16 protein-coding genes are annotated in these 15,205 nt (G+C 75.3%); 6 read left to right on the forward strand and 10 right to left on the reverse strand.

The window, feature by feature from the left end; genetic code table 11:
- Nucleotides 1-5: 5 nt before the first annotated feature.
- Entirely contained in the window at nt 6-1,277 is a 1,272-nt protein-coding gene (locus tag AC0OLQ_RS14150) for a cupin domain-containing protein (RefSeq protein ID WP_484532347.1), read from the forward strand.
- A gap of 15 nt (nt 1,278-1,292) precedes the next feature.
- Here the strand turns inward: AC0OLQ_RS14150 and AC0OLQ_RS14155 are convergent, their stop codons facing one another.
- The 5 genes from AC0OLQ_RS14155 to AC0OLQ_RS14175 all read right to left on the reverse strand — a co-directional run bounded on the left by AC0OLQ_RS14155 (nt 1,293) and on the right by AC0OLQ_RS14175 (nt 6,353).
- Nucleotides 1,293-1,964 (reverse strand): hypothetical protein, encoded by a 672-nt coding sequence (locus tag AC0OLQ_RS14155; protein ID WP_484531685.1) that lies wholly within the window; start codon nt 1,962-1,964, stop codon nt 1,293-1,295.
- Nucleotides 1,961-4,633: an FtsK/SpoIIIE domain-containing protein gene (locus AC0OLQ_RS14160; protein ID WP_484531686.1), complete on the reverse strand. Its 2,673-nt coding sequence runs from the start codon at nt 4,631-4,633 to the stop codon at nt 1,961-1,963. Before AC0OLQ_RS14160 ends, AC0OLQ_RS14155 begins: the two co-directional genes overlap by 4 nt.
- On the reverse strand, nt 4,626-5,507 hold the full coding sequence (locus AC0OLQ_RS14165; protein WP_484531687.1) for a hypothetical protein: 882 nt from the start codon (nt 5,505-5,507) through the stop codon (nt 4,626-4,628). The genes AC0OLQ_RS14160 and AC0OLQ_RS14165 overlap by 8 nt, the downstream gene beginning before the upstream one ends.
- A gap of 9 nt (nt 5,508-5,516) precedes the next feature.
- Nucleotides 5,517-5,777: a hypothetical protein gene (locus tag AC0OLQ_RS14170; protein WP_007076395.1), complete on the reverse strand. Its 261-nt coding sequence runs from the start codon at nt 5,775-5,777 to the stop codon at nt 5,517-5,519.
- A 198-nt stretch (nt 5,778-5,975) separates the two neighbouring features.
- The gene (locus tag AC0OLQ_RS14175; protein WP_484531688.1) at nt 5,976-6,353 is read right to left on the reverse strand and encodes a hypothetical protein; all 378 of its coding nucleotides are present in this window, start codon (nt 6,351-6,353) and stop codon (nt 5,976-5,978) included.
- A 116-nt stretch (nt 6,354-6,469) separates the two neighbouring features.
- Here AC0OLQ_RS14175 and AC0OLQ_RS14180 point away from each other — a divergent pair, with 116 nt between their 5' ends.
- Genes AC0OLQ_RS14180 through AC0OLQ_RS14190 form a run of 3 tightly spaced genes read left to right on the forward strand, consistent with a single transcriptional unit; the run spans nt 6,470 to nt 9,581 of the window.
- Nucleotides 6,470-9,019 carry an ATP-dependent Clp protease ATP-binding subunit gene (locus AC0OLQ_RS14180; RefSeq protein ID WP_484531689.1) on the forward strand — a complete coding sequence of 850 codons (2,550 nt, stop codon included), beginning with the start codon at nt 6,470-6,472 and terminating at the stop codon, nt 9,017-9,019.
- Between the two features lie 38 nt (nt 9,020-9,057).
- Nucleotides 9,058-9,231 carry a hypothetical protein gene (locus tag AC0OLQ_RS14185; RefSeq protein WP_484531690.1) on the forward strand — a complete coding sequence of 58 codons (174 nt, stop codon included), beginning with the start codon at nt 9,058-9,060 and terminating at the stop codon, nt 9,229-9,231.
- Nucleotides 9,231-9,581: a DUF3140 domain-containing protein gene (locus tag AC0OLQ_RS14190; protein ID WP_484532348.1), complete on the forward strand. Its 351-nt coding sequence runs from the start codon at nt 9,231-9,233 to the stop codon at nt 9,579-9,581. Before AC0OLQ_RS14185 ends, AC0OLQ_RS14190 begins: the two co-directional genes overlap by 1 nt.
- A gap of 123 nt (nt 9,582-9,704) precedes the next feature.
- Here the strand turns inward: AC0OLQ_RS14190 and AC0OLQ_RS14195 are convergent, their stop codons facing one another.
- From AC0OLQ_RS14195 to AC0OLQ_RS14205, 3 genes are all read right to left on the reverse strand, one after another.
- The gene (locus tag AC0OLQ_RS14195; RefSeq protein ID WP_189194473.1) at nt 9,705-9,941 is read right to left on the reverse strand and encodes a hypothetical protein; all 237 of its coding nucleotides are present in this window, start codon (nt 9,939-9,941) and stop codon (nt 9,705-9,707) included.
- Nucleotides 9,942-9,960: 19 nt separating this feature from the next.
- Nucleotides 9,961-10,947, reverse strand: coding sequence for a LysR family transcriptional regulator (locus AC0OLQ_RS14200; RefSeq protein ID WP_484531691.1), 987 nt, complete (start codon nt 10,945-10,947; stop codon nt 9,961-9,963).
- Nucleotides 10,948-11,021: 74 nt separating this feature from the next.
- Nucleotides 11,022-11,639 (reverse strand): hemerythrin domain-containing protein, encoded by a 618-nt coding sequence (locus AC0OLQ_RS14205; protein WP_484531692.1) that lies wholly within the window; start codon nt 11,637-11,639, stop codon nt 11,022-11,024.
- Nucleotides 11,640-11,768: 129 nt separating this feature from the next.
- Between AC0OLQ_RS14205 and AC0OLQ_RS14210 the strand changes: the two genes are divergently transcribed.
- Both AC0OLQ_RS14210 and AC0OLQ_RS14215 read left to right on the forward strand, forming a co-directional pair.
- Nucleotides 11,769-13,097 (forward strand): M20/M25/M40 family metallo-hydrolase, encoded by a 1,329-nt coding sequence (locus AC0OLQ_RS14210; RefSeq protein WP_484531693.1) that lies wholly within the window; start codon nt 11,769-11,771, stop codon nt 13,095-13,097.
- A 60-nt stretch (nt 13,098-13,157) separates the two neighbouring features.
- Nucleotides 13,158-13,811 carry a hypothetical protein gene (locus tag AC0OLQ_RS14215; protein ID WP_357336618.1) on the forward strand — a complete coding sequence of 218 codons (654 nt, stop codon included), beginning with the start codon at nt 13,158-13,160 and terminating at the stop codon, nt 13,809-13,811.
- 63 nt (nt 13,812-13,874) lie between these two features.
- On the opposite strand, the gene AC0OLQ_RS14220 is transcribed toward AC0OLQ_RS14215, so the two are convergent.
- Nucleotides 13,875-14,066 carry a DUF5703 family protein gene (locus AC0OLQ_RS14220; protein WP_091265978.1) on the reverse strand — a complete coding sequence of 64 codons (192 nt, stop codon included), beginning with the start codon at nt 14,064-14,066 and terminating at the stop codon, nt 13,875-13,877.
- 80 nt (nt 14,067-14,146) lie between these two features.
- Entirely contained in the window at nt 14,147-15,118 is a 972-nt protein-coding gene (locus tag AC0OLQ_RS14225) for an aldo/keto reductase (RefSeq protein ID WP_484531694.1), read from the reverse strand.
- Nucleotides 15,119-15,205 lie beyond the last annotated feature (87 nt).

The raw sequence follows: 15,205 nt of genomic DNA on the forward strand, positions 1-15,205 counted from the left end.
TGGCCATGACGCACCTCGACCCGCCGGGCGGCCGCAGCCGCCCGGCGGTTGCGTCTTCCGCGACCGAGGCCCTTGCGCGCTGCGTGGCCGTCGAGCCGGCCAAGTTCGCCGCCGACCATTGGGGGCGCAGCCCGCTGCTGTCCCGGGCGGCCGAGCTGCCCAACCCGGCCGGCTTCACCGACCTGCTCAGCCCCGCCGACGCCGATGAGCTGCTCAGCCGGCGCGGCCTGCGTACCCCGTTCCTGCGGGTCGCCAAGGACGGCCAACTGGTGCCGGCGGCGCGCTGGACCGGCGGCGGCGGCGCGGGCGCCGAGGTCGACGACCAGGTCCTCGACGAGAAGATCCTGGCCCTGTACGTCGACGGCGCGACCCTGGTCCTCCAGGGCCTGCACCGGACCTGGCCGGCGCTGGTCGACTTCGCCCGCGACCTGGGCACCGCGCTGGTTCAGCCGTTGCAGGTCAACGCCTACCTGACGCCGGCCGGCAGCCAGGGTTTCGCCACCCACTACGACACCCACGACGTGTTCGTGCTCCAGGTCGACGGGCGCAAGCACTGGCGGATCCACCCGCCCGTGCTGCCCGACCCGCACGAGAAGCAGGCCTGGGGCGGCCGGGCCGACGAGGTGGCCGCCACCGCCGAGGGCCGGCCCGCGCTGGACGTGGTGCTCGAACCCGGCGATGCGCTCTACCTGCCGCGCGGCTGGCTGCACAGCGCCCAGGCGCAGGAGTCCAGCTCGCTGCACCTGACCGTCGGCATCCGGGCGCTGACCCGGTACGCCCTGGTCGAGGAGCTGCTGGCCCTCGCCGCCGAGGACGCCCGGCTGCGCGCCGGGCTGCCGTTCGGTGTCGACGTGGCCGACCCGGACGCCATCGAGCCCGAGCTGACCGAGACCGTGGAGGCGCTGCGCGACTGGCTGCTGCGGGCCGACCCGGCCGCAGTGGCCGCGCGGCTGCGCGCCCGGGCCTGGCCCGCCGCCCGCCCGGCGCCGATCCGGCCCCTCGCCCAGGCCGCCGCCCTGGCCACCCTCGACGCGGACAGCCGGGTCGCGCCCCGGGCCGGCCTGCGCTGGCAGCTCACCCCGGCCGGGGACGGGAAGGTGGCGCTGCGCCTGTTCGACCGCACCGTGACCCTGCCCGGCACCTGCGAGCCGGCGCTGCGCGCGCTGCTCGCCGGCGAGGTCACCCGGGTCGGCGACCTACCGGGCCTGGACGACGACGCCGACCGCCTGGTCCTGGCCCGCCGCCTCCTCAAAGAAGCCGTCCTCACCCCGGCCTGACCCCCCAACCCCGGGTCAGCGGGTGAAGGTGAGGGTCAGCAGGAGGGCGGTGGTCGCCAGGCCTGCGGCCGCGACCAGGATGATCGGACGGGGGGTCAGCACGGCGTGCCGGCGGTCGGCGAGCAGGCGGGCCGGCGCCAACCCGACCAGCGGGCCGAGCAGCGTCACCACCAGCGCCAGCACCGGCATGCCGACCGCCAGGTCCCCACCCGAGCCGGCGCCCAGCGCCCGCGCCCCCGCGCCCAGGGCGTACGCCACCAGCGCGCCGCCGATCCCGCAGCCGACCAGCAGCGGGTTCGCCGAGCTGGGCAGCTCGCCCGGCTGTCGGGTCCGCTCCAGCAGCTCGCGTACCCCGCGCAGCAGCGGCACCGGGTCGCCGGTGGCGTCCGGGGCCGGCCCGGGCGGGTTTCCCAGCCGCCGCCCACCGGCGCCGATCCGGGCCCGGAGCTGCCCCCACAGATGGGCGACCTCGGCGTCGACCCGCTCCACCATCCGCTGCGCCTCGGTCACCTCCGCCTCGGCCCGCCGCACCTGCTCGGCGGCGTCGGCCACCGCCCGGTCGGCGGCGGCGACCTGCTGCGCGTACCAGCCGTGCGCCTCGGCGCGCTGGGCGGCCACCCGGGCGCTCAGGTCAGCCAGCCGGCGGATCTGGGCGGTGTACGTGTCACTGGAGACCGGTGCGTTCATCGGGAGGGACCATAAGGGATGATCACCTGTCCCGTGCGGTGCACCGCCCGGTCGAAGTAGAGGCCCCGCCACGGGCGGGGGTACCAGTCCGGCCCGCCGGTGCCCGGGTAGAGCGAGGAGCCCAGCTCGGCGCCCTGCACGTCGAGCGCCACCCAGGCGCCGATCTGGTCGGTGCGGGCCGCCGGCCCGCCCAGGTCGACGCGCATCCGGGCCACTCCGCGCCACCAGGCCAGCACGTGGGTACGCCGCTCCGGCCCGTCGTGCAGGATCCGGCGCAGCTGCTCCAGCCCGGTCCGCCGGCCGGCCTTCCCGGCGAGCTGCCCGGCCGCCGCGTCGACCGCGTAGAGCAGCAGGAAGTGCGGGGTCTGCGGGGTGCCCGGGGCGCCGAGCGCGTCGCCCACCTCCGCCATCAGCTCCGGCACCGTCTCCTCGTCGTACCAGGCGGCGTCGTCGGCCAGGTCCTCGTAGAGGGCGCGGGCGGCCGGGTCGGCGTCCTGGTCGAGGCAGGCGATGGAGAACCGGGCGGTGCCGGGCCGGTACTGCCGAGCGAGCGAGCGGGCGGCGGCGTCGAGTACGGCGCACGCCTCGTCGACCCGGGTGCCGAGCACGGCCAGGTTCCGCCCGGGGGCCCGGGGCAGCCGCAGCGCCGCCGAGCGGGCCTGCACGTCGATGATCTCGCCGAGCAGCGCCACCGGGGTGCGCGGCACCCCCTGCTCTGGGGCGGTGAGCGCGCGGAAGTCGGGCGCCTCGGCCAGCTTCGGGATCGCGTCGCCGTCGAAGAGCCGGGCCGGGGCCGCGTCCTGCGGGCGCATCCGCCACAGCCGGTGCTGGAGTTCGCTCCACGTCTCCCAGTCGCTCGCCGACGGGACGCGGGCCACCTCGTTCCCCTCGGCCAGACCCGACTCGGCGTTGACCACGGCGTGGTGCCGGGGCAGTGACTGGGCCGCGTCGTTGCGCTCGGCCAGGATGCGCAGCGCCTTGGGCAGCGCGATGCGCAGGGTGAACTGGGCGACCAGGGCGGGCCGCCCCCACAGCGCCTCGATGCCGCGCACGTCCTGCGAGGCGAGCACCAGGTGGATGCCCTGCGACCGGCCGCGCCGGGCCAGGTCCTCCAGCAGGTCGGCGGCCTCCCGGGCGACCACGTCCCGGCCGGCGAGCAGCGCCTGGAACTCGTCGACCACCGCCACGATCCGCGGCCAGTGCCCGGTCGGGTCCACCGCGCGCAACTCCGCCAGCTTGGTGACCTCGTGCTTCTTCGCCGCGTCGGCCCGGCGGCGCAGCTCCTCGGCGAGGAACCGCAGCAGCGCCAGGCCGAACTCCCGGTCGGTGTTCACGTTGATCCCGACCAGCCGCATGTGCGGCAGCCAGCTCGGGTCCCGCCGGCCCTGGGCGAACCGGGCGAAGGACACCCCCTCCTTGAAGTCGAGCAGGTAGAACTCCAGCTCGGCGGGGGAGTAGCGGGCGGCCAGCGCGCCGATCCAGGCGAAGATCAGGTTGGTCTTGCCGGTGCCGGACGGGCCGCCGATCAGCGCGTGCGGCGGGTAGTCGCCGAGGGTGAGCAGCACCGGCCGCCCGTGCGGGCCGTCGCCGATCGGCGCGGTCAGCCCGTGCGCCGAGTCCTCCCGCCAGTACTCCCCGGGCGGGGGGAGCAGGTCGGTGAAGGGCGCCGGCGGCGGACCGGCGTTGACCCGGGAGGCCACCGTGCGGCAGGTCTCGGTGACCAGCCCGGCGGGCGGCGGCGGGTCGAGCACCGCCGGCAGGCCGCCGATCCGGGCGTCGTCCGGGTCCACCACGAGCCGGGTGACCGTCGGACCGTCGGGCAGGTCGATGCCGCGGACCACCAGGTGCACGCCGCAGGCCGCCCCGGTACGCGCCACCCGGTCCAGCTGGCCGCGCTCGTGCCGGGACAACTCGTCGCCGCCGAGCAGCACCGCCACCCGCCACGGCTCCGGGCGCCGGCCGGTCGCGGCGGCCAGCTCGCGCAGCGACCCGTACTCGCCGGCCAGCACGGTCTCGTTGATCCGGCGGATCTGTTCCACCAGGTCGTCGAGCAGCCGGCCCAGGCCACCCGGGCCGACGAAGGTGAGCAGCCCGGCGGTGCCGAGCGGGGCGAACCCGGCCAGCCCGCCGCCCAGGTGCTCCGGGTCGTACCCGAAGAGCCGGACCGCGCCGGGGTCGGCCCGGCCGACCGAGCGCAGCAGCAGCGCGGGCACCACCGCGGCGACGCCCTCCCGGTCACTGCCGGCGAGGTGCACGTGCCCGGCGTCGAGCAGCGTGACCAGCGCCGGCACCGGCTCGGCGCCGGGGATGCGTACCGTGCCGACCCGGACCGCGCCGGGTGGCTCGGCCCGGCCGGCGGGGGTGGCCTGCCAGCGGTCCCACGGCGCGGACGCCGCGCCCGGGGCCTCCCGCCCGGCGGCGTCGGCGGCGCGGCGGGCCAGCTCGGCGATCCGGGCGGCGTGCCGGGCGTCGATCTCGGCGAGCCGCCGGTCCCGCTGCGCGCCCACCCGCTCGGGTACGGCCGCGGCGGCGCGCCGCACCCGGGCCAGCCGCTCCCGGCCGGCAATCAGGTCGGCGTCGGCGGCGGCGAGCCGGTTCCGGGTGGCGCCCAGGGCCTCGGAGAGCATCCCCCGGACCCGCGTCACCAGTTGCGCGCGGACGTCAACCACGGGACGGCTCCCGATCCCCGGTGTCCTTCGGCAGGTCCCGGCCGAGGCGGTCGAGCAGCACCCCGGTGACCACCCCGGCGGTGACCGCCGGGTCGGCGGCGTGCGGTTGCTCCTGGTCGTCGGCCCGGCGTGGCGGGGGCATCCGGCAGACCCGGGTGAGCAGGGTGTCCAGCACCGGCGGGGGCAACCCGGGCAGCAGATCGCGGACCCGCCCGTCCAGCTCCCGGCGCAGCCGGCCCAGGTCGTCGGCGCGCGGCGGGTGGCCGAGCAGCTCGCCGGCCAGGCCGCGCAGCATCGGCGGGGCGATCGCGGCCAGCCCCAGCCCGACGTCGGCGTGCGCCCGGCGCAGCTCGCGGTGCAGCCGGTCCCGGTCGCCGGCGCGGATCCCGGTCACCACCCGGCGCAGCAGCTCGCGGGAGTCCTCGACCCGCTCGTCCGGCTCGTCCGGCGCGCCCTCCCGGCCGCCGGTCAGCTCCGCCACCCGCACGGCCCACCAGCGCCGCACCGCCGGCTGGTCGTCCCGTGCCGCGGCGGCGTCCGGTGCCGGGGGCGTCACCTCGCCACGGGCCGCGTCGTGCCTCGGCCGGCGGTCCGTGCCCTTCGGCGCGGGCGCCCCGTCGGCGGCCAGCCCGATCGCGGCCAGGTACGCCGACAGTTGCTCCTGCGCCACGCGCAGCGCGTAGCCGGCGGTCTCGGCGTGCTCGGTCGCCGCGGAGAGCTCCGGCACCCCCATCGGGTCGGCCGACTCCTGGCGCACCCAGCGCAGCCGCTCGGTGGCCTGGCCGAACTTCTCCAGGGCGGCGGCGAGCTGGGCCAGGGGCAGTTCCTCGGCGGCGGCCCGGACCTGGGCGCCGATGTCCTCGATGATGGACACGACCGTTCCTCAGAGGGTCGAGACGTAGAGCTGCGCCTGCTCGACCGCCACCAGCGTGGCGGCGAGGCACTCCTCCAGTTCCTGGCTGGCCTGGGTCAGCGAGGCCTGGGCCGCCTCGACGGTCTCGTGGCCGCTGCCCTCCAGCGCGCCGGCCAGGGTCTGCTGCGCCTCGGCCAGCTTCTCGCCGGCCGCCTGCACCGCGGTCTGCCCGTCTCCTATCTGCTGGAGAGCCACATCGATGGCTGCCTTCAGCTCGGCGACGCTCGCCACGGGGACCTCCTGGGGGCGGGGAGATCTCCATTACAACCCATCCCGACGGGTGGGCGAACATCCGCCCTCGCGGCGTTCGTGCCCGGCTGTCCGATTACCGCCCTGACGTGCGCAAAGGCGCTGTGTGCGGTACCGGTCGGTCCCGGCGGCGAACCCTCGGGTCCCGTCCACGGGACGCGCCGGCGTCCCGGAGACCGGTCAGCGGGGCAGCCAGCGCGGTCCGTACACCTCGGCCCCGAGCGCGCCCACCCGGGCCCGCAGCTCCCGGTCGGCGGTGACCACCAGCCGGCGGCGGTCCGGCGCGGCCGCGACCAGCTCGACCATGGTGTCGTCGCCGGAGCCCGGCGCGGACACCACGGCGACCCCGGGCACCGCGGGAACGTCCCGGGCCGCGCCCTCCACCACCAGCACCACCTCCACCGGCGGCGGCAGCTCCGGCGGCACGCCCGCCTCCACCAGGGGCACCAGCCTGTCCCGCAGCCGGGCGGCCGCCCCGGCCCGGTCCCGCCACCAGCCGTCCGGCCGCGAGCCGACCACGTTCGCGCCGTCGACGATCAGCAGCGGTCTGGTCTCCATGCCCCCAGCGTGCCACCCACCCGCGTTTGCCGCGCCGACCGCCGGGTAGCCACCGCCGACCGTGCCGCGCCTTGTCGCGCCCCGGCGGCCGTGCCGACCGACTGCGGAGGACAGAGATGATGGGACCCGGTGACTTCGGCAACGACCCGTGGGACGAGTTCCTGGCCCGGTACTTCGGGCGGGGCGAGGGGGGACGCCGGCCGGCGCACCGGGTCGATATCACCCGGCTGATGACCGCCGACGCGCGGGAGATGCTGGCCGACGCGGCGCGCCGCGCGGCCCAGAAGCACAGCAACGACCTGGACACCGACCACCTGTTGTGGGCGGCGTTGCAGCGCGAGCCGCTGCGTGACCTGGTCCGCCGGGCCGGCGCCGACCCGGACGCGCTGGTCAACGCGCTCGGCGGGCGCGGTGAAGGGGCGCCCCAGGGGGAGGTGCCGCCGAACCTGTCGCTCACCCCGGCGGCCAAGCGGGCGCTGCTCGACGCGCACCAGCTCTCCCGGGCCATGGGCGCCAACTACATCGGCCCCGAGCACATCCTCATGGCGCTGCCGCTCAACCCGGAGTCGCCGGCCGGCCGGATGCTCGCCGCCGGGCGGATCCAGCCCGAGTCGCTCCAGGCGGCCAGCGCCGAGCGTGGCCCGGGCACCGGCCCGAAGCCCGACCGGGGCACCCCCACCCTCGACCAGTACGGCCAGGACCTCACCGACCTGGCCCGGATGGACCAGATCGACCCGGTGATCGGCCGGGCCGACGAGATCGAGCAGGCCGTGGAGATCCTGTCCCGGCGGACCAAGAACAACCCGGTGCTGATCGGCGAGGCCGGCGTCGGGAAGACCGCCATCGTGGAGGGGCTCGCCGAGCGGATCTGCGACGGCGACGTCCCGCAGACGCTGATCGGCAAGCGGGTCATCCAGCTCGACCTGGCCGGCCTGGTCGCCGGCACCCGCTACCGGGGCGACTTCGAGGAACGGCTCAAGAAGGTGATCGACGAGATCCGCGCCCACCGCGAGGAGCTGATCGTCTTCCTGGACGAGATCCACACCCTGGTCGGCGCGGGCGGCGCCGGCAGCGAGGGCGGCATGGACGCGTCCAACATGCTCAAGCCCGCCCTGGCCCGCGGCGAGCTGCGGGTGATCGGCGCGACCACGCTGGACGAGTACCGCAAGAGCATCGAGAAGGACGCCGCGCTGGCCCGCCGGTTCCAGCCGGTGCTGGTCCCCGAGCCCACCGTCGAGGACACCGTCGCCATCCTGCGCGGCCTGCGTGACCGGTACGAGGCGCACCACCAGGTCCGCTTCACCGACGAGGCGCTGGTCGCCGCCGCCGAACTCTCCGACCGCTATGTCACCGACCGGTACCTGCCCGACAAGGCGATCGACCTGATCGACCAGGCCGGCGCCCGGGTCCGGCTGCGCACCCGCACCCCGGCCGCTGACGTGCGCGACCTGGAGCAACAGCTCGACGAGGTACGCCGGAACAAGGAGCAGGCCGTCTCCGACGAGCAGTACGAGCGGGCGTCCACGCTGCGCGACCGGCTCGCCGAGCTGGAGGACCAGGTCCGCCGCGCCCGCGGCGACGAGGGCCCCAACCACGTGCCCGAGGTCGGGCCGAAGGAGATCGCCGAGGTGGTCTCCCGGGCCACCGGCATCCCGGTCAACCAGCTCACCGAGGAGGAACGGGACCGGCTGCTGCGCCTTGAGGGGCACCTGCACGAGAAGGTGGTCGGCCAGGACGAGGCGGTCAGCGCCGTGGCCGAGGCCGTGCGCCGCTCGCGTACCGGGCTGGCCGACCCGAACCGGCCGATGGGCAGCTTCCTCTTCCTCGGCCCCACCGGCGTCGGCAAGACCGAGCTGGCCCGGGCCCTCGCCGAGGCGCTGTTCGGCGAGGCCGACCGGATGGTCCGGGTCGACATGAGCGAGTTCCAGGAGCGGCACACCGTCAGCCGGCTGGTCGGCGCGCCCCCCGGGTACGTCGGCTACGAGGAGGCCGGCCAGCTCACCGAGGCGGTGCGCCGCCGCCCGTACGCGGTGGTGCTGCTCGACGAGATCGAGAAGGCCCACCCGGACGTGTTCAACATCCTGCTCCAGGTGCTCGACGACGGGCGGCTCACCGACAGCCAGGGGCGCACGGTGAACTTCAAGAACACCGTGCTGATCATGACGAGCAACCTCGGCTCGGAGCTGATCACCGGCACCCAGCGCACCGTCGGCTTCGGCGCCGGCGAACCCGGCGAGCAGGAGACCAGCGAACTCCGCGAGCGGCTGATGCGCCGCCTCCAGGAGAACTTCCGGCCCGAGTTCATCAACCGGATCGACGAGGTGATCATCTTCCAGCGGCTGGAGGCCGAGCAGCTGCGCCAGATCACCGGGCTGCTGCTGGAGGAGACCCGCCGCCGGCTGCACGCCCAGGACATCCGAATCGAGTTCACCACCGCCGGGGTGGACTGGCTGGCCGAGCACGGCTACCAGCCCGAGTTCGGCGCCCGGCCGCTGCGCCGGGTGATCCAGCGCGAGGTCGACAACCGGCTTTCCCGGATGCTGCTGGAGAACGAGATCTCGCCCGGCCAGCAGGTCACCGTCGACGCGCGGGACGGCCAGCTCGCCATCGAGGTGGGCGCCAGCGACCGCGGGTACACCGCCGCGGCGACGTCCCATCCGCGATGAGGGAAGACGCCCGAGCCCCGACGGATCGGAGGGCGGACATGACCGAACCCGAGGAGACCCGCGAGGACACGGAACGCACCGAACCCATCGTCGCGCCCCCGACGGCCAACCCGGCCCGGGTCAAGGTGCCGCCGGAGGGCCTGAAGCAGCACACCGACAAGGGCGAGGGCGACCAGACGCCGTCCGGGTCGCCGTCGGGAGAGGAGGCGTGATGGTACGCGAGGCGCGACTCGACCCCGAGGTCGAGGTGATCTGGGACGACTTCCACGCCGAGGTGAACGTCACCTCCGAGCGGCTGCGGCAGTGGCTGCTCACCCGCGGCTCGGGGGAGGAGGCGTTCGGCCCCGACCCGGACCTGGACCTGCCCGAGCCGGGGCGGCGGATCCTCCAGGTGCTCATGAAGCGGAAGGTCGACCTCACCCCGGAGGACATCGAGGTGATGCGGGACGCCGTCGATCGGATCCGGGAGCTGAGCGCGGCGAAACCGAGCCGGGGCAATGCCGACGACGAGTGGCGGCACTCCCTGCTCGACCTCGGCCACGACGTCCTCATCGAACGCTGACCGCGGGCCGCGCGTGGTCCTGGTCAAACGCTGGCCGCGCCCCGCGCGGTCCTGGTCGAACGCTGACGGCACGACGCGACGGCGCCCGGGATTCTGCTCCCGGGTGCCGTCGCCGTCGGCCGGCTACTCGGATTCCATGCTGGGCAATTGCAGTCCGGCGGCGTCGGCCGCGTCCTGCCGGTCGCCGCGGGCCCGCTCCTCCCGGGTGAGCAGGTTGGCGTACTCGGTGATGTCGGCCGGCTCGGGCACCTCCGGCAACCGGCGCAGGAACGCCTCCAGGTCGGCGGAGGCGGCGGTGTGCGCGGCGGCCGCCTGGCGCAGCAGCTCCCGCTGGTCGGCGGCGGGGTACAGATCAGTCATGCCGGGCAGATACCCGCGCTCAGGCGGTTCGCACCCCGCTCGCCGTGGTCGGCTGCGCGCCGAAGTCCGGGTGGGCCAGCAGCCAGGCCAGGTAGTCCGGGTGGTTGGCCAGCGCGTCGGTGTACGCCGCCACCGCCGTCTCCAGCACCGGCTCGGCGACCCGGGCCGCCGGGGCGTCCGGGTGCCAGCCGAGCAGCAGCCGCCAGCGCAGCGGCGTCCCGGCCAGCCGGCGGGTCACCAGCCCGGCCACCGGCCGGAAGGTGGCCTGGCACAGCGCCACCCCCTCGCCCGCGTCTACCAGGTCCAAGCAGGCCCGCACGTCGGCCTCGTAGACCTTGCGCGGGGTGAAGCCGGCCCGGGCGCAGGCGGCCGCGAAGCAGTCGCCGAAGCAGCCGTCCCCGGGCGCGGCCACCCACTGCTCGCGGCGCAGGTCGACCAGGCGCACCTCGTCGCGGTCGGCCATCGGATGGGTCTGCGGCAGCAGCACGAAGACCGGGTCGACGGCCACCTCCCGCCAGCTCAGCCCCGACTCCGCGGACGGGGTGGCGTCCCCGCACACTCCGGTGAGCGCGAAGTCGAGCCGCCCGCCGGCCACCAGCTGGGCCAGCTCGTCCACCGACCAGGACGCGTACGTGCTGATCTGCACGTCGGGGCGCTCGGCGGCGAGCCGGTGCACCAGCCGGCCCAGGATCGGGCTGTTCACCCCGCCGAACCGGTACCGGCTCAGCAGGTCGCCCGCCCCGGCCAGCCGGGCCGCCTCGTCCTGCAGGCCCTTCATGGCCGGCAGCAGCACCCGCGCCCGGTCCAGCACCAGCTCACCCAGCGCGGTGGGCCGGGCGCCCCGGCGGTCCCGCTCGAACAGCGGCCCGCCGAGGGCCCGCTCGATGCGCTGGAGCTGGGCGGTCAGCGCCGGCTGGGCCAGGCCGAGCGTCGAGGCGGCCTTGGTGACGCTCCCCGTCTCCGCGATCGCGCAGACCACCCGCAGGTGTCGCAGCTCCAGATTCATACGGTGACGGTAGGACCACCGAGCGGGTCGGCGGAAGGGCTCTCCGGCATCGGTATAGCTGTATGGGCCAGGGTTCAGGCGTCGCGGGGTCGCTCCAGGTCAGACAGCCGGGTCCGGCGCCCGGTGACCACGTCGCGCACCTTGTCCAGCACGCCCACCGCCGGCTCCACGATCTTGTTCCAGGGCGGGGTGGCCGGGGTGCCGGGGTGCGGCCGGGTCGGCGCCGCCTCCTCGGCGATCTGCCACCGGTTGCCCAGCCGGATCAGGTCCGCGTCGCTGGCCACCTCGCGCAGCGGCGTCATCAGCGCGGCGACGCGGCTCACGTGCCGGCGCACCCGGTCGGCCACGTCGGCCACCGCCGGGTCGTCCGGCCCGGACAGTCCCTTCAGCGCGGTCAACAGGGCGGCGTCCGCCTCGATCTCCCGCTCCACCAGGTCGACGCTGTCCGGCACCGCCGCCCGGGCGGCCGGGAAGAGATACTGCTCCTCGGCGGAGAGGTGCCGGGACACCGCGGCGGTCAGCACGTCCAGCACCTCGCGACGGCGCGCCGCGTCCAGGCCCGGCTCGGTGACCTGCCCGGCCAACCCGAGCAGCGCGCGGTGCTCGCGGTCCACGAGGTCGGCCAGGCTCCGGCCGCCCGGCCGGTACGCGTCGTCGGCGGCGGGCGGCAGCGGCGGCAGGGGGACGGTCATGGTGCCCTCCTCAGGTGGCCCGGATCGACGGGCGTGGCGGTCCGGCGGTACCCGCCCGCGCGATCCGCGAAACCGCGCCCCCACCCGGGGGGGCCGACCGGCGGCCGGGCCGACTGGTATGAAGAAGCGATGACGAGCGACGCCGCCTCCGCCCGACCCGACCCCACCGACGAGGTCGTGGATCTCTGCCGCGACCTGCTGCGCATCGACACCACCAACACCGGGGACAACGACACCAGCGTCGGGGAGCGGCGCGCCGCGGAGTACGTCGCCGAAAAGCTCGCCGAGGTCGGCGTCGACGCGGAACTCCTCGAGTCCGCGCCGGGCCGGGCCAACCTGGTCGCCCGGATCCCCGGCACCGACCCGGGCCGGGACGCGTTGCTCGTGCACGGCCACCTCGACGTGGTGCCCGCCGACCCCGACGAGTGGTCGGTGCCCCCGTTCTCCGGCGAGATCCGCGACGGCTACCTGTGGGGCCGCGGCGCGATCGACATGAAGGACTTCGACGCGATGGTGCTGGCCGTGGTCCGCGGCTGGCAGCGCACCGGGGTCCGCCCGTCCCGGGACATCGTGCTCGCCTTCACCGCCGACGAGGAGGCCGGCAGCGACTACGGCGCGCACTTCCTCGCCAAGCGGCACCGCCACCTCTTCGACGGCTGCACCGAGGCGATCGGCGAGGTCGGCGGCTTCTCCTACTCGGTGGACGAGTCCCGGCGGCTCTACCTCATCGAGACCGCCGAGAAGGGCATCGACTGGCTGCGCCTGCACGCCAAGGGCCGCCCCGGCCACGGCTCGATGGTGCACGACGACAACGCCGTCACGGCGCTCGCCGAGGCGGTCGCCCGGATCGGCGGGCACCGGTTCCCGGTGGTGCTGACCGACACCGTACGGGCGTTCCTCGCGGAGGTCTCCGACGTCCTCGGCATCGAGATCGACCCGGACGACCCGGAGACCGCGATCGCCAAGCTCGGCCCGATCGCCAACATCATCGGCGCCACCATCCGCAACACCGCCAACCCGACCCGGCTGGCCGCCGGCTACAAGGACAACGTCATCCCGGGCCGGGCCACCGCCACCATCGACTGCCGCAGCCTGCCCGGCCAGAGCGAGCTGCTGGAGCGGCAGCTGCGCGAGCTGGTCGGGCCGGACATCGCCATCGAGTACATCCAGCGCCAGCCTGCCCTGGAGACCACCTTCGACGGCGACCTGGTCGAGGCCATGTCCGCCGCGCTGCGCGCCGAGGACCCGGGCGCCCGCCCGGTGCCGTACATGCTCTCCGGCGGCACCGACGCCAAGGCGTTCTCCCAGCTCGGCATCCGCTGCTTCGGCTTCGCGCCGCTGCGGCTGCCCGCCGACCTCAATTTCTCCGGTCTGTTCCATGGCATCGACGAGCGGGTTCCGCTGGACGGACTACAGTTCGGCGTGCGGGTTCTGGATCGCTTTCTCCGCAGCTGCTGACCGTGCCTGTCGCGTCACCGCCGGCGCGGAAGCACCCCCATCGCGAAGGGACTGCCTCACATGACCGACCAGCACGGTGAGCTGGACGCCGCCCTCGAGCGGGTGATCGACGCGGCCCGCGCCCACCTGGCCGCCGTTCGCGCCGCCCAGGGCCGGATCGACGACGACGCCGTCTGGCAGGCGTACGTCAATTTGAACAACGCCTCGTTCGAGTACGACGAGCAGCTGCTCGACGCGTTCGGCGAGGTGACACCGTGGGACGTCGAGTCGATCGACCCGGACGAGGCCGACGAGCGCTTCGGCGGGGCCGAGGGCGTCGAGGCGACCGACCCGCACCCGCGGGTGGTCTCGGTGCGGCAGCGGCGGGACTACCGCGTCCCCAGCGTGTCCGCGCTGATCCGGGCTGCCGAGGCGGCCCGCCGCGAGGGCACCCCAGAGGAGGACGAGCCGGCCGCGGTCGAGGGGGTCGGCGAGGCCGTGCTGGAGCTGCTGCAGAGCGGCGACGGCTCGCTCTCCGCGCTCGACGTGCCGGAGCTGGAGCCGCTCGACGGCGTGGTCATGGTCAGCGAGGTCGGCACCCCGGTCGACCTGGAGTCCTTCGACGACGACGACCCGGTCGGCCCGTTCCAGCCGGCCGCCGACGACCGGCTGGTCGGCCGGCTCGACGAGCACCCGTTCCTGGAGCTCGACGAGGAGCACGACCACGCCCACTAGGCAGCGACGCCCCGGGGCCCACCGTGCGGTGCCGGCCCCGGGACGGTCGCGTCGGGCCCGCCGTCAGTAGGAGAGGCCCGGCTGCGGCTGGTTGACCCGGCGACGGCGCAACATGACCTGCCGCGTGCCGTCCCGGTACAGCCGCACCCGGGCCAACTCCCAACCGGAGAATTCCGCCTGGATCGCCAGCTGCGCCGCGGCGGTCAACCGATCAACGTTCGAAGGCAACCGTAGCGGCGCGTACTCGTAGTCCATGACCTCTATGCTGCCCAGCTCCGCAACCGGCCGCCACCCCCTGACGGTGACCCGCGTCGCCCTCATCGCTCCCGGCCCGGTCAGCCGTCCCGCTCCGGGTAGCCCACCGGCACCGCCGAGACGTCATCCAGCGCGATGACGATCTCCTCCGGCAGGGTCATCCGCTCCACCTGCAGTGCACCGAGCAGCTGGCCCACGGTCCGGGCGCCGAGGATCGGCGCGGTCACCCCGGGCCGGTCCCGGACCCAGGCCAGCGCCACCTCCAGCGGCGACACGCCCAGGCCGCCGGCCGCGATGGCCACCGCCTCCACGATGCTGGAGCAGCGCGGCTCCAGGTAGGTGGCGACGAAGCGCTCGAAGTGCGGCGACACCGCCCGGGAGTCGGCCGGGCGGCCGTTACGGTACTTGCCGGTGAGCACCCCGCGGCCAAGCGGCGACCAGGGCAGCACGCCCAGCCCCATCGCCTCGCAGGCCGGCAGCACCTCGCGCTCCACGCCCCGCTCCAGCAGCGAGTACTCCACCTGGGCGGCGACCACCGGGGCCCGCCCCGGCCAGGCGGCCTGCCAGGCGGCGGCGCGGGCGGTCTGCCAGCCGGAGAAGTTCGACACCCCGACGTACCGGGCCTTGCCGCTGGACACCGCGTGGTCGAGCGCGGAGAGCGTCTCCTCCAGCGGGGTGTCCGGGTCGTACCCGTGCACCTGCCAGAGGTCGACGTGGTCGGTGCCGAGCCGGCGCAGCGAGGCCTCCAGGGTCCGCAGCAGGTGCCCCCGGGAGTTGTCCCGGCGGCGGCCGCTGCCCGGGCGCAGCCCCGCCTTGGTGGCGATGAGCAGATCGTCGCGCGGCACCAGGCTGCCCAGCAGGGACCCGATCACGGCCTCCGCGTCGCCGTCGGCGTACACGTCGGCGGTGTCCACGAGGTTGCCGCCCGCGTCGAGGTAACTCTTCAGCTGGGCGGCCGCGTCGTCGGCATCGGTGTCCCGTCCCCAGGTCATGGTGCCGAGCGCGAGCCGCGAAACCGCCAGCCCGCTTCGGCCGAGCGGTCGCTGTTGCATGGGTGAACCTTATTTCGAACCCGGCGTCACGGATATCCTCGCCCGGAGTCAAGTTCCTGCCCGACCTGCCGGGCGGGTGTGACGTGT

It is taken from the genome of Micromonospora sp. Utrum1, assembly GCF_057197805.1.

Bases quoted from the DNA above. Each gene is read 5' to 3' on its own strand.
- AC0OLQ_RS14200 (WP_484531691.1), bottom strand. From the start codon at position 10,947: ATGAATCTGGAGCTGCGACACCTGCGGGTGGTCTGCGCGATCGCGGAG.
- AC0OLQ_RS14225 (WP_484531694.1), bottom strand. From the start codon at position 15,118: ATGCAACAGCGACCGCTCGGCCGAAGCGGGCTGGCGGTTTCGCGGCTC.
- AC0OLQ_RS14195 (WP_189194473.1), bottom strand. From the start codon at position 9,941: ATGACTGATCTGTACCCCGCCGCCGACCAGCGGGAGCTGCTGCGCCAG.
- AC0OLQ_RS14175 (WP_484531688.1), bottom strand. From the start codon at position 6,353: ATGGAGACCAGACCGCTGCTGATCGTCGACGGCGCGAACGTGGTCGGC.
- AC0OLQ_RS14205 (WP_484531692.1), bottom strand. From the start codon at position 11,639: ATGACCGTCCCCCTGCCGCCGCTGCCGCCCGCCGCCGACGACGCGTAC.
- AC0OLQ_RS14180 (WP_484531689.1), top strand. From the start codon at position 6,470: ATGATGGGACCCGGTGACTTCGGCAACGACCCGTGGGACGAGTTCCTG.
- AC0OLQ_RS14220 (WP_091265978.1), bottom strand. From the start codon at position 14,066: ATGGACTACGAGTACGCGCCGCTACGGTTGCCTTCGAACGTTGATCGG.
- AC0OLQ_RS14215 (WP_357336618.1), top strand. From the start codon at position 13,158: ATGACCGACCAGCACGGTGAGCTGGACGCCGCCCTCGAGCGGGTGATC.
- AC0OLQ_RS14185 (WP_484531690.1), top strand. From the start codon at position 9,058: ATGACCGAACCCGAGGAGACCCGCGAGGACACGGAACGCACCGAACCC.
- AC0OLQ_RS14210 (WP_484531693.1), top strand. From the start codon at position 11,769: ATGACGAGCGACGCCGCCTCCGCCCGACCCGACCCCACCGACGAGGTC.
- AC0OLQ_RS14190 (WP_484532348.1), top strand. From the start codon at position 9,231: ATGGTACGCGAGGCGCGACTCGACCCCGAGGTCGAGGTGATCTGGGAC.
- AC0OLQ_RS14150 (WP_484532347.1), top strand. From the start codon at position 6: ATGACGCACCTCGACCCGCCGGGCGGCCGCAGCCGCCCGGCGGTTGCG.
- AC0OLQ_RS14155 (WP_484531685.1), bottom strand. From the start codon at position 1,964: ATGAACGCACCGGTCTCCAGTGACACGTACACCGCCCAGATCCGCCGG.